Here is a 13,015-nt window from a genome sequence, read left to right as displayed (position 1 = left end):
TACTAGAGAGAATTAGCTCTGTTTATGAATGTCGTTTTGTAAATGTGATAAAGAAATTATAAAGCATAAGTGGCTCCTCTAGGAATCAGTGAACTTTAATTGCTCAGAAGCGCAGATGAATTTTTGTTAAGTTTTTTAAAACTTTATTATCATAAACTATTATAGTGATTTATATTGCCAGGGACGCCAAGCTTTCCTATGCTTAAATTTGGAAGTGTTTTCTTAGCTCTAAGATAAACCTCTCCCCGTCAAAGATTTCAAATAACAATACTGTTCGGATTAATTTTGTAGGAGTTCTGCGATGCCAATTGCAGTTGGAATGATTGAAACGAAGGGCTTTCCAGCAGTCGTGGAAGCTGCTGATGCGATGGTGAAAGCCGCGCGTGTCACTTTGGTAGGATATGAGAAAATTGGTAGCGCTCGCGTCACCGTCATAGTTAGGGGAGATGTATCGGAAGTCCAAGCTTCCGTAGCAGCAGGGGTTGAAGCGGCGAAAAGAGTCTTTGGTGGTGAAGTTTTATCCACTCACATCATTGCTCGTCCCCACGAAAACCTGGAATACGTATTGCCGATACGTTACACAGAAGCTGTGGAACAGTTCCGGACTTAAAAACCGTTTAAACAAAAAAAGTAATTAACGCTCTTTGCCTTATTGAGCATCACTTGTGTCCAAGGCTAAAAACTTTAATTAGGGATTAAAACTAATGTCAATTGCAGTGGGAATGGTTGAAACGCTGGGCTTTCCAGCAGTAGTGGAAGCTGCTGATGCAATGGTAAAAGCAGCTCGCGTAACTCTGGTAGGGTACGAAAAAATCGGTAGCGGTCGAGTGACAGTAATTGTTCGGGGAGATGTGTCGGAAGTTCAAGCTTCCGTGGCTGCAGGAGTTGAATCCGTTAAGCGAGTCAATGGCGGACAAGTGCTGTCTACTCACATCATTGCTCGTCCTCACGAAAACTTGGAATACGTCCTACCAATTCGTTATACCGAAGATGTAGAACAGTTCCGGGAAAATGTGAATGCAATTCGTCCTTTTGGTAGAAGACCGTAATTCGTAATGCAAATTGCCAAAGTTCGCGGCACAGTAGTTAGCACCCAAAAAGATCCAACTCTCAGGGGTGTGAAACTACTGTTGTTACAATTAGTAGATGAAAACGGCAATATCCTACCAGAGTATGAAGTAGCAGCAGATATTGTGGGAGCAGGAGTAGATGAGTGGGTACTCATCACTCGTGGTAGTGCCGCTCGTCAAGTTGTTGGCAATGAACAGCGTCCATTAGATGCAGCAGTGGTGGCGATCATAGATACTATTTACGTTGAAGATCGCCTAATTTACAGCAAAAAAGATCAATATCGATAAGTCATTAGTCATTAGTCATTAGTCATTGGTCATTGGTCATTAGCTCTCGACAAAGAACAAATGACAAAGAACAAATGACAAATGACAAAAGGCCAATGGCAAATGACAATATAGGAGGAATCTCGCGATGGTAGTCCGCAGCACGGCGGCACCCCCAACCCCGTGGTCAAGGAATTTAGCTGAACCCCAAATCCATCAAACTGCCTTTGTACATTCATTCTCCAATCTGATTGGGGATGTACGCATAGGTGCAAATGTAATCGTTGCTCCGGGGACTACGATTAGAGCGGATGAAGGCACACCTTTTTATCTTGGTGAAAACACTAATATTCAAGATGGTGTTGTCATTCATGGGTTGGAGCAAGGCCGAGTAATTGGCGATGACCAAAATAAATACTCGGTATGGATTGGTAAAAACACTTGCATTACCCACATGGCTCTAATTCACGGACCAGCTTATGTTGGGGACAATTCCTTCATTGGCTTTCGCTCCACAGTCTTTAATGCCAGAGTGGGTGCAGGTTGCATCGTCATGATGCACGCTTTGATTCAAGACGTAGAAATTCCCCCAGGCAAATATGTCCCTTCGGGAGCGATAATTACCAGCCAGCAGCAAGCCGATCGCTTGCCAGATGTGCAAGACCAAGATAAGGAATTTGCTCATCATGTGGTTGGGATTAATCAGGCGTTGCGGGCTGGTTATCTTTGTGCTGCGGATAGCAAATGTATTGCACCAATTCGGGATGAGAACGCTAAATCTTATACAGGTAATGGTTTGACTGTTTTAGAGCTAGAAAGGAGTAGTGAAGTGGCGAGTAATAGTTTGGGTGCAGAAACAATAGAGCAGTTGCGCTATTTATTAGAGCAAGGGTATAAGATTGGCACAGAACACGTAGACCAAAGACGGTTCCGGACGGGTTCTTGGACTAGTTGCCAGCCAATCGAAACAAGATCTATCGGTGAAGCGATCGCAGCTTTAGAAAGCTGTCTCAGAGACCACAGCGGCGAGTATGTCCGGCTGTTTGGTATTGATAAAGGTAGACGCCGGGTACTGGAAAACATCATTCAACGTCCAGATGGTGATGTGAAACCAGCTACCAGCTTTAAAGCTCCTGCTAGCCGTGGCAATAGTTATAGCAGCAGCAACGGGAATAGTAACGGTAACAACGGTAACAGTTCCAGTAGCGGCAGAATTAGCAGTGAAACTGTAGAGCAAATCCGCCAACTGTTAGCAGGTGGTTACAAAATTGGTATGGAGCACGTAGATGAGCGCCGCTTCCGCACTGGTTCATGGACTAGCTGTAAGCCAGTTGACGCAACTGCCACAAATCAAGTAATCTCCGCGTTAGAAGAATGTATCGCCAGCCATCAAGGCGAGTACGTGCGTTTAATTGGCATTGACACCAAAGCGAAACGGCGGGTATTAGAAAGCATAATTCAACGTCCCAATGGTCAAGTAGCCTCTTCTGGCGCTCAGAAATCATTTACTAGCAGTGGGTCTTCTGCTAAAGCAACAGCAACAGCTACCAGTACCCGCTTAAGTACTGAAGTTGTAGACCAGCTACGGCAATTATTGGCCGGAGGATATAAAATTAGCATCGAACACGTAGACCAACGACGTTTCCGTACAGGTTCTTGGACTAGTACCGGTCAAATTCAAGCCTCCTCAGAAAGAGAAGCGATCGCAGCCGTGGAATCAAACCTCGCCGAATTCCCAGGAGAATATGTACGCTTAATCGGTATTGATACCAAAGCCAAGCGGCGGGTGTTGGAAACAATTATTCAACGTCCATAGTAGGGATTAGGGACTGGGCACTAGCGACTAGCGACTAGGGGAGGAGTAGGAAGTAAAGAATTTTAGTATCCACCATTCCCCACTCACTCCCCATTCCCATTACCCCTTATCCCCAGAGGGGACCCCACCATCCCCATTCCTGACTCCCTAGTCCCTGAGGTTAAAATTTCCATGTCTGTGCCGCCACTGCGCCTCAGCAATAAGTTTGATTCTTACATTAGTGGTGAGGTGACTGTTGATCCAAGCGCGGTACTCGCACCTGGGGTAATACTCCAAGCAGCTGCAAACAGTAAAATTATCATTGGGCCAGGGGTCTGTATTGGCATGGGATCAATTCTCCAAGTCAATGAAGGAACCCTAGAGGTAGAAACAGGTGCAAATCTGGGAGCCGGTTTTTTAATGGTTGGGAAGGGCAAAATTGGCGCAAATGCTTGCATTGGTTCAGCAACAACAGTTTTCAATTATTCAGTTGAACCTGGACAAGTAATTCCAGCTGGTTCGATTTTGGGGGATACCAGTCGCCAAATTACGGAAACAAAAGAACTTAATCCATCTACAAATAACCCAACTTCTACAAGTCCCGCACAGCAGAAGCCGGAGAAAAATGGCTCAGAAGTCGATGAAGAAAAGGTAATTTCCTCAACTAGCTTCTCCGCTTCGGCTTTTGTGGATTTAAAAGGGCGATCGATTTCCTTCTTTAAATCTCCCGCGACTCCAGAAACTCAGTCTCCTTCACCGAAGAATACTACCAATGATGCTGACTCTAGTTTGCCCTCAGCGCCTCAAGAGTCTACACCACAAAACTCAGACACTCAGCCAACCACAGAATCCCCTAACGGTTTCGGGACTCAAATTTATGGACAAGGCAGCATACAAAGACTATTGACCACATTGTTTCCCCACAGACAATCATTAAATGACCCAAACTCTGACGATTAGTCCGAGTAAGTGTTAGTTGTAAGTTGTCAGCTTTTTCCGTATCTTGGAAAGTTCAGATGGAAACATTTAATCAACGTCCTATGAATAGCGTCCATTCATCGAGTCATTTCGACAACTTCAAGGATACTGCCTTGGGCTTAGTATCTACCAAAAGCTTTCCCGCCATCGTTGGCACAGCGGATATGATGCTGAAGTCAGCGGGAGTTCACCTAGTTGGGTATGAGAAAACTGGTAGCGGCCATTGTACTGCGATCGTCAGGGGTGGAATTGCTGACGTGCGCCTGGCTGTAGAATCAGGGGTGCAAACTGCTGAACAGTTTGGTCAGTTGGTTTCTAGTTTGGTAATTCCCCGACCTTATCCCAACTTAGATATAGTGCTTCCCATTACTGCTCGGTTTAATAAATTGATGCAGGAGGGGAATTACAGCCGCCTGAGTAATCAAGCAATTGGGTTAGTGGAAACGCGAGGATTTCCAGCGATGGTAGGCGCGTGTGATGCTATGCTCAAAGCTGCTGATGTGCATTTGGCAGCCTATGAAAAAATTGGTGCGGGTTTGTGTACAGCGATTATTCGTGGTTCTGTGGCAAATGTGGCCGTAGCAGTGGAAGCAGGGATGTTTGAGGCAGAACGCATTGGGGAGTTGAATGCAGTGATGGTGATTCCTCGACCGTTGGATGAAATGGAGCAAACATTGCCATTGGCAAATTGCTGGATTGAAGAACGGGAACCGTTAAACTTACCAGTGAATATTAAAGAGCAAGTTCAAGTTGCCGAAATCGAAGTATTAAGATTGCCAGATTTAACTAAGCTACCGACAAAAATTACCGAAGAATTATGGAATGATGAATGATGAATAATAAATTATGAATTGTAATAGATTCACATTGAGTATTCAACATTCATCGTAAACTAGAAGGCATCTTACGCTTTTCTTATTTTTCTGATAATAGCTTCTTCAAGGCATAAGTCAAATATCTTTTGTCTAATAGCGATAATAGAGTTTTATCTATAATAAATAAAACTCGTCATTTCCCATAACCATTGTTAAGTGATACTATTTTTATATTTATGAATGGCTATTTACAGGAGAATCACCCTTGAATCAAGCGACGCTGCATCAGTTAAAAGTGTTCGAGGCAGCGGCACGGCACAGTAGTTTTACTCGTGCAGCTGAGGAATTGTTTCTCACCCAGCCTACGGTTTCTATGCAGATTAAGCAACTGACAAAATCAGTGGGGTTGCCATTATTTGAGCAGGTGGGGAAGCGGTTATACTTGACGGAAGCAGGACGAGAATTGTTTGCCACTTGTCGGCAGATTTTTGATACTATTGCCCAGTTTGAAATGAAGGTGGCAGATTTAAAAGGGCTAAAGCAAGGGCAATTGCGTTTGGCAGTGATTACAACAGCCAAATATTTTATCCCACGTTTATTAGGGCCATTTTGCGAACTTTATCCAGGGATTGATATTTCGTTACAAGTAACGAATCACGAACAAATTTTGGAACGGATGACTCATAATCTCGATGATTTATATATTATGAGCCAAGTTCCAGAAAATATGGATGTAACTTGCCAAGCATTCTTAGAAAATCCTTTGATAGTTTTTGCACCAATTAATCATCCATTATCGAAAGAAAAAAATATTCCTATACAACGCTTGTCTGAAGAACCTTTTATTATGCGGGAACCAGGTTCTGGAACTCGTCGCGCTGTCCAAAGCTTATTTGATGAACATGGCGTAGAGGTAAAAGTGAAGTTAGAACTGGGAAGTAATGAAGCGATTAAACAAGCGATCGTTGGTGGTTTAGGGATTTCTGTTTTATCTCGTCATACCTTACTATTAGACGCGCCAGAATTCAGCATTTTAGATGTAGAACACTTCCCCATCCAGCGAAATTGGTATATGGTTTACCCATCTGGTAAACAGCTATCTATCGTTGCTCGTGCCTATTATGAGTATCTACTGGCTGCGGCAAAAAATTTTGTAGAGCAAAACGCTGATACTGTTTATAGTACTTTTGAACCAACTCAGGATTAAAATAATTTGCAATGGTCTATGCTAAAGCAATCACTTTTGCTGACATGGATTTAAATGCCGACACAAAAGACGCTTCTTATAGAAGTAGGGGACTTAAACCCGCAAAGCAAAGTTGGTCAAAATAATTCATAATTACGAATTACGAACTTGTACTGAGCGGACTTGTACTGAGTTTCGACTACGCTCAAATCGAGCGACTTGCACTGAGCGGTGTCGAAGTGAGTCGAGATTCAACTACCGCAAAGCCGAAGTATTACGAATTACGAATTACCTAAAGGGGTTGACTCTTAGACCAAGAAACATTAACAATTAACCAGCAGAACCATTCAAAATGGGGGAAAACTGGCAATGGTTAACCCGGAAATAGCTTCTTGGCGCAAAACAGTACAAAGCGAGATTGTAGCTGTTACAGTCTACGCTGACAGAGCTCTGGTTACACGACGGGGCGTAGTTTCGTTAACAGGAATTGAACAGGAATTAGTAATTACCCCAGTACCAATGACTCTAGAAACTGAGTCTGTTAGGGTTAGCGGTACGGGTACGGTAGGGGTGCGGTTGATGGGAGTAAGTAGCGATCGCCTTTACACCACTGAACCTGTAGCAGAACGAGTAGCGCTTTTGACAAGGCAAATTGAGCAACTAGAAGCTGAAAAACGCCATCTGCAAGCTCAGGTGGATGCTCTAGCCTTGCAATCAAGTTTTATCGAAGGCTTACGTGAAAAAACACAAGAACCTTTTTCCCAGAGTTTATCGCGGAAAAATCTCAGTTTGAGCGAAACTTTGGATTTTTTGAACTTTTTGGGAAGTCAGTATAGTGAATATGCGATCGCCTCTGGAGAATGCAAAAGTCAACAGCAGGAATTAGACAAACAACTCCAAGCACTCCGCACCTCATTACAAAAAATCCAAACACTACATCCTCAAGAAAGTTTTAGCTTAGTTGTCGGAGTTGATGTCTCAGGTGAAGGTGAGTTTGAATTAGAGGTATCATACTTGGTGAATCGCGCCAGTTGGACTCCGTTATATGACTTGCGTTTTAGCACTAGCAGCGATATCGTGCATTTGAGCTACCTGGCAGAAATTACTCAAAGCACCGATGAAGATTGGATTGGTGCAAATCTCACTCTTTCTACCGCTAAACCCGGGTTAGGTACACTCCCACCCAAACTTGAACCTTGGTATATTGATACTGTACGTCCACAAATGACCCGACAAAGATTATCTCGATTTGCTGCACAGCCGCCACTGCTGCCTAGCATAGCAGCTCCGGCTGGTGAAGAAAATTGGCAAGAACAAGACGAAGCCACAGAAGATAGTCTCATCCCAGCGGAAACAGTGACAGCAGAAGTATCTAAAGAAGGGAGTGTAGTTACCTTTAAATTGAATAGTAGCGGTAACATTCCCAGTGATGGCGCACCGCATAAAACGACGATTTTTAATGATGATTATCCTTGTAACTTTGATTATGTGGCAATGCCGCGTTTGGTAAGTTTTGCTTATCTGCAAGCTAATGTGAAAAATAGTCCGAATAGTGCAACTTTGTTACCAGGTAAAGCGAATATTTTCCGCGATAATGTTTTTATCGGCACTACTGGGTTAGAGAATATTGCACCAGGGCAAGAATTTAAACTGAATTTAGGGATTGATGAAGGTTTAAAAATTGAGCGTGATTTAGTTGAACGTTTGGTGGATAAAAGATTAATTAGCAACCAGCGGCGGATTACTTATAGTTATCGGTTGATAATTACTAACTTGCTCGAAAAACAAGTGAATTTGAAAGTCACTGAACAATTACCAGTTAGCCGTAACGAGCAAATTAAAGTGCGCTTGATTCGCAGTAACCCACAAATTCAACTTGGAGAAATGGGGATTTTGGAATGGCAGTTAACTCTTGCATCACAGGAGAAAAAAGAAATATATTATCAATTTAACGTTGAACATCCTCCTGATTTAATGGTGGTTGGATTAGATATTTAGCCTTTCAGCATATTAAAACTAATCTTTATCAATCTTGAAATTAGCTGGACTAATTGAAAAGTTGATTTGCCATTTCAGCTTAGAGGATGTTTGAAAAGTCCTCTTCTCGGTAGCAAAATGTTCTAGATCCCCCTAAATACCCCGATAAATTGGGGGACTTTGACTCTAGCTCCCCCCTTTTTAAGGGGGGTTAGGGGGGATCTAAAAGTGCCTAAAGTCACAGCGAAATACTTTTCAAACATCCTCTTAGACCTATAGCGGTTGTCAGCTGAGTGACGTACAATAACCCCATCCCCAAGCCCCTAAGAGCAACAAGCGAGGAGGGGGCTATAATGTACCTAATTTGATTAGGAAAAGCTATATAGGAATCGAGCAGAAATCAGTAAACCTGGAGCCAGACAATGACTTACAAAAAAGAATATTTTAACGATTTAGGAGATCGAGCAACTGAGTCAACAATGCTCGATAATATTTCTGCCCTTGCTAAACAAATAGAATTGTCTTTTCCCGGAGCAATAACGACCCTAGAAATTTTTTCCTCATGTTCTGTCATGCTTGACATTCGCCTACATAACAAGCTGTTTGTAATGGATTACTCTTCTAGAAATGGTTTTGGGATTGATGAAGTGGGAGAAGAAGATGGGTTTGATACAGGCTACAGATTTAACACCAGAGATTTCTATGTCGCAACAGAGGAACTAAATAAATTGATAAAGTCTACCGAACAATAGTCATATAAATTGGGATCTACAGGGGAAATTGTTGTCTTTAAAGTAGAGTTTATATCCTTACAGGAATACCTTATAATACCTGAGATATTTAATAATCAGTTGCTAAACGTCTATCCTTCTAATTGCTACGCTAAACTTATAGCACTGAGACACTTGCTACTATGTCTGTTGCCCAAGATTTAGAAACCCCAGAAGATGTTATATTTCCCCCAGGGGATTTATATAGTGACGAACCGCCTTTGGAAACTGACTTACATCGGCTACAAATGACACTGCTGATTCAATGTTTGGAGTGGTTGTGGCGAAATCGCAACGATTTCTATGCATCGGGTAATCTCACCATCTACTACAGTCCACGCCAACTCAAATCAGAAAACTTCCGAGGCCCAGATTTTTTTGTCGTGCAAGGGACTGAACGCAAACCTCGTAAAAGCTGGGTTGTTTGGGAAGAAGATGGCAAGTATCCCAACCTCATTGTAGAACTGCTATCAGATTCCACGGCAGCAACTGATAAAGGGTTGAAAAAACAAATTTACCAAGATATATTTCGGACACCCGAATATTTTTGGTTTGATCCCAATAATTTAGAATTCGCTGGGTTTGTTTTGCTAGCTGGTAAGTATCAACCGTTGGAACCTAATTCTCTAGGTTGGTTGTGGAGTCAGCAATTAGAGTTATATTTGGGGATTGATAAAGAAAAATTACGATTTTTTACGCCTGAAGGACAACTAATTCCAGCACCAGAAGAAGTTGCACGACAGGCGGAACTGGAAAAGCAACGTAGCGATCGCCTTGCAGCAAAACTGCGAGAATTAAATATAGATCCAGATACTATTTAACTTCCGCGTTGTCTTGCTTGTGTCCATTAATGCAATACTATGGATCTTCAGGAAAAACCCATTTTGGCGGTTCCGTCATTCTTTTCCGCAGACGTTCTTCAGCCATTTGTAACATTTCGTCTAAAGAAGTCTCTTCAACAAATTTGGCAGCTGCTTCTCTAAACTCAATATTGGGGCATTTATCCCCTAAAACGCACCCGTTAACACAGGCTACAGCACAGTTAATTTTTTGCTCCACAGTTAATCCCTCTTTTTAAAAGTTAGTTATGAGTTATAGTTTCAACTCCTAACTTCTTGCTCTCAAACATTAGCTTCCAGATAAATTTTACCTTGCCAGTTGCCATCCCAACGGTCTAAATACTTACCATTTACAAAATTAGGAGTTATGAGTTAGGAGTTATGAGTTATGATTTTTACTCCTAACTTCCAACTCCTAACTCTCATAAAAGGCGCTCATGTCGGAACTTTTTGCCACTACTGGAACTATAGCCGCGATCGCCACTGCTGTTGTCCCCCAACAGGGTAGTGTTGGGATTGTGCGGGTGTCTGGTGACCAAGCAATGGCGATCGCCCAAACTCTGTTTCACACACCAGGGCGACAACTTTGGGAAACTCATCGGATTCTCTACGGTTACATCCGCCATCCCCAAACGCAACAACTGGTAGATGAAGCTCTGTTGCTGATTATGAAAGCACCCCGTTCTTACACTTGTGAAGATGTGGTGGAATTTCATTGCCACGGAGGAATTATGGCAGTGCAGCAGGTATTGCAACTGTGTTTAGAAAGCGGTGCAAGGTTAGCGCAACCAGGAGAATTTACTCTCCGTGCCTTTTTGAATGGGCGATTGGATTTAACTCAAGCTGAAGGCATTGCTGATTTAGTCGGAGCGCGATCGCCCCAAGCGGCTCAAACTGCTCTAGCTGGTTTACAGGGAAAATTAGCTCAGCCAATTCGGCAGTTACGCGCTAATTGTTTGGATATTTTGGCAGAAATCGAAGCTCGAATCGATTTTGAGGAAGACCTTCCTCCGCTGGATAATGAAGTAATAATATCAGAAATTGAGAAAATTACCGCAGAAATAACTAGGTTATTGGCAACCAAAGATAAAGGTGAGTTGCTACGCAGTGGTTTAAAAGTGGCAATTGTGGGGCGTCCGAATGTGGGTAAGTCGAGTTTATTGAATGCTTGGAGCCAGAGCGATCGCGCCATCGTCACAGAGTTACCCGGTACAACCCGCGATGTGGTGGAATCTCAGTTAGTTGTGGGGGGAATTCCCGTGCAGGTGCTAGATACTGCGGGGATTCGGGAAACGACAGACCAAGTAGAAAAAATTGGCGTAGAGCGATCGCGCCGTGCAGCAAATGCAGCTGATTTAGTCCTTTTGACCATCGATGCTTCAGTCGGGTGGACGGAAGGCGATGAAGAAATTTACCAACAAGTGCAACACCGCCCATTAATTTTAGTGATTAACAAAATCGACTTAGTAGAAGAAAACCAAAGAGAAACTCTTCAATCAAAAATCCCAAATGCTAAATCTAAAATTCTCACATCAGCCGCCAAAAATCAAGGAATTTATGCTTTAGAAACCGCAATTTTAGAGATAGTTCAATCGGGAAATGTGCAAGCGGCTGATATGGATTTAGCCATTAATCGAAGACAAGCAGCAGCTTTAACTCAAGCTCAAATTTCTTTGAAACAAGTACAAGCAACAATTGTCGATCAGTTACCTCTGGATTTTTGGACAATTGACTTACGAGGTGCAATTCAAGCGCTAGGAGAAATTACTGGAGAAGAAGTTACTGAATCAGTTTTAGATAGGATTTTTAGTAAGTTTTGCATCGGTAAATAAACTCGAAAATTTTAGAAAAAATATGTAAAAAGCGTATTGTTTATGTCTAATTGTTAATTCTATCTAATCTGGAAATACAATGCTTGATAAAATTCCAGTTCAAGTTCTTGGTTGTCTCAGACCAGGGATAATTACAGTAATCGCTTTTCCTGGTGTAGGAATGGTAGATGGCGGGTTACCAATGGAGTTACCAACTGAAATGATTCCGGTAGAGTTACGAATGCCAAATAGCGAGTTTATACTAGTTTGCAACAGACAAAATGGAGAGTTTACACAGGTATTGCTAAAGGACTCATCCTAATAACATACAGTATTAAATGTGGTTGGAAATTTATAATCTGTTAGCTTAAGTTAAGCAAAGTGCAACCCAACACTTATAATAATTTTTGTTCAATTCAACTTACAATTAATAACTAAATGTACATCTCAATTCGCCAAGCAACTATAGAAGATACCCTGATAGTCTCGGATATTTTGTTAGAAGCTGCTTTGTGGCTCCAGCACCGTGGTGTACCTCTATGGCGTCATAGTGAAGTTTCCCCAGAAAGTGTTTCAGAAGATGTTGCTAATGGCTTATTTTTTATTGCTGAATGGGCAGGTGAACCAGCTGGTACAATCAAGTTTCAGCTAGAGGATTTACTTTTCTGGCCGGACATTTCTCAAGAAGACTCAGCATTTTTACATCGCTTTGCAGTTCGACGGCGTTATTCTGGCGGGAAAGTCTCTTCAGCACTGCTAGCTTGGGCGGTTGAACGCGCACAAACACTTGGTAAACTTTACTTACGTTTAGATTGCGATGCTTCGCGTCCGCGTCTGAGAGCAGTATATGAAAGCTTTGGTTTTCGTCATCACAGCGATAGACAAGTTGATGCTTATTTTGTCTCTCGCTACGAATATGAAATATCTCCACAAGGAAGTTAACAAACATAGACAGCGGAAAATTTTCCTCTGGGATAGAGTAGGTTATCCTGCTACAATATTTAGTCTACAAGTACCAAACCAAACTGCTGATTTTAGTAGCGTTTTTTTAGTTATTGCCAACAAAAACTGTCAGAGAATATATTTATAAGCTTATGAAGTTTTTTGTCCCAGCAGCCAAGGATGATGTGAAAGCGGAGCAGGTGTATAATGCTCTTGCTCAGTCTGTCCAAGCACCAATCAGCGAAAAGCGTATTTGGAAATTACAGTGGCGCGATCGCGAAATTGATATGGAGTGCGAAATAGGAAAACCGTTACCATCATCTTACCAAACAGGAAAAGAGCTAGTTCTGGCAATCTTTGAGTGTGAAAACCTTTATAAAATTTGTACTCTTACCCGTGGAGGAGTAAAGGGAGAACCTATCTTGGTTGAAAAAAAATCTCAATCCTCAACAACATATTTTTCGGAGAATGTAAATAACTGACTCGATATTTTTAATGTGCGATCGCCATTTTTATAGAAGTGAAGGCGATAGCCTTGGTAACATAGTAGATAAAATTAGTTCAC

General features: G+C 42.2%; 15 protein-coding genes. 14 read left to right on the top strand and 1 reads right to left on the bottom strand.

From position 1 onward, the window contains the following. The first annotated feature begins 301 nt into the window (after positions 1-301). From ACFG4S_RS21910 to ACFG4S_RS21865, 10 genes are all read left to right on the top strand, one after another. The gene (locus ACFG4S_RS21910) at positions 302-610 is read left to right on the top strand and encodes a carbon dioxide-concentrating mechanism protein CcmK (protein ID WP_012410633.1); all 309 of its coding nucleotides are present in this window, start codon (positions 302-304) and stop codon (positions 608-610) included. 94 nt (positions 611-704) lie between these two features. Further along, positions 705-1,049: a carbon dioxide-concentrating mechanism protein CcmK gene (locus tag ACFG4S_RS21905; RefSeq protein WP_010995041.1), complete on the top strand. Its 345-nt coding sequence runs from the start codon at positions 705-707 to the stop codon at positions 1,047-1,049. Positions 1,050-1,055: 6 nt separating this feature from the next. After that, positions 1,056-1,358 carry a EutN/CcmL family microcompartment protein gene (locus ACFG4S_RS21900; protein WP_094327600.1) on the top strand — a complete coding sequence of 101 codons (303 nt, stop codon included), beginning with the start codon at positions 1,056-1,058 and terminating at the stop codon, positions 1,356-1,358. 127 nt (positions 1,359-1,485) lie between these two features. Next, entirely contained in the window at positions 1,486-3,153 is a 1,668-nt protein-coding gene (locus tag ACFG4S_RS21895) for a ribulose bisphosphate carboxylase small subunit (protein WP_392531109.1), read from the top strand. A gap of 171 nt (positions 3,154-3,324) precedes the next feature. After that, positions 3,325-4,092 (top strand): transferase, encoded by a 768-nt coding sequence (locus ACFG4S_RS21890; RefSeq protein WP_392531108.1) that lies wholly within the window; start codon positions 3,325-3,327, stop codon positions 4,090-4,092. 56 nt (positions 4,093-4,148) lie between these two features. Next, entirely contained in the window at positions 4,149-4,943 is a 795-nt protein-coding gene (locus ACFG4S_RS21885; protein ID WP_392531107.1) for a BMC domain-containing protein, read from the top strand. Between the two features lie 247 nt (positions 4,944-5,190). Continuing rightward, complete coding sequence (locus ACFG4S_RS21880; protein WP_392531106.1) at positions 5,191-6,132, top strand: LysR substrate-binding domain-containing protein; 942 nt, start codon at positions 5,191-5,193, stop codon at positions 6,130-6,132. A 348-nt stretch (positions 6,133-6,480) separates the two neighbouring features. Further along, entirely contained in the window at positions 6,481-8,109 is a 1,629-nt protein-coding gene (locus tag ACFG4S_RS21875) for a mucoidy inhibitor MuiA family protein (protein ID WP_392531105.1), read from the top strand. 401 nt (positions 8,110-8,510) lie between these two features. Then, entirely contained in the window at positions 8,511-8,840 is a 330-nt protein-coding gene (locus ACFG4S_RS21870) for a hypothetical protein (protein ID WP_392531104.1), read from the top strand. A gap of 161 nt (positions 8,841-9,001) precedes the next feature. Next, a complete protein-coding gene (locus ACFG4S_RS21865; RefSeq protein WP_392531103.1) occupies positions 9,002-9,679 on the top strand; it encodes a Uma2 family endonuclease in 678 nt (225 codons plus the stop codon). Positions 9,680-9,716: 37 nt separating this feature from the next. Here the strand turns inward: ACFG4S_RS21865 and ACFG4S_RS21860 are convergent, their stop codons facing one another. Next, positions 9,717-9,917: a hypothetical protein gene (locus tag ACFG4S_RS21860; RefSeq protein ID WP_392531102.1), complete on the bottom strand. Its 201-nt coding sequence runs from the start codon at positions 9,915-9,917 to the stop codon at positions 9,717-9,719. 217 nt (positions 9,918-10,134) lie between these two features. Here ACFG4S_RS21860 and mnmE point away from each other — a divergent pair, with 217 nt between their 5' ends. From mnmE to ACFG4S_RS21840, 4 genes are all read left to right on the top strand, one after another. Continuing rightward, a complete protein-coding gene (gene mnmE / locus ACFG4S_RS21855) occupies positions 10,135-11,529 on the top strand; it encodes a tRNA uridine-5-carboxymethylaminomethyl(34) synthesis GTPase MnmE (protein ID WP_392531101.1) in 1,395 nt (464 codons plus the stop codon). 79 nt (positions 11,530-11,608) lie between these two features. Further along, positions 11,609-11,830 carry a hypothetical protein gene (locus ACFG4S_RS21850; protein WP_392531100.1) on the top strand — a complete coding sequence of 74 codons (222 nt, stop codon included), beginning with the start codon at positions 11,609-11,611 and terminating at the stop codon, positions 11,828-11,830. A gap of 116 nt (positions 11,831-11,946) precedes the next feature. After that, entirely contained in the window at positions 11,947-12,450 is a 504-nt protein-coding gene (locus ACFG4S_RS21845; RefSeq protein WP_392531099.1) for a GNAT family N-acetyltransferase, read from the top strand. Between the two features lie 152 nt (positions 12,451-12,602). Continuing rightward, positions 12,603-12,932, top strand: coding sequence for a hypothetical protein (locus ACFG4S_RS21840; protein ID WP_392531098.1), 330 nt, complete (start codon positions 12,603-12,605; stop codon positions 12,930-12,932). The last annotated feature ends 83 nt before the right edge of the window (positions 12,933-13,015 follow it).

It is taken from the genome of Nostoc sp. C117, assembly GCF_043099735.1.
Lineage (GTDB): Bacteria > Cyanobacteriota > Cyanobacteriia > Cyanobacteriales > Nostocaceae > Nostoc.
Note: the sequence above shows the minus strand (reverse complement) of the source record. Positions and strands in the feature narration are given on the sequence as shown.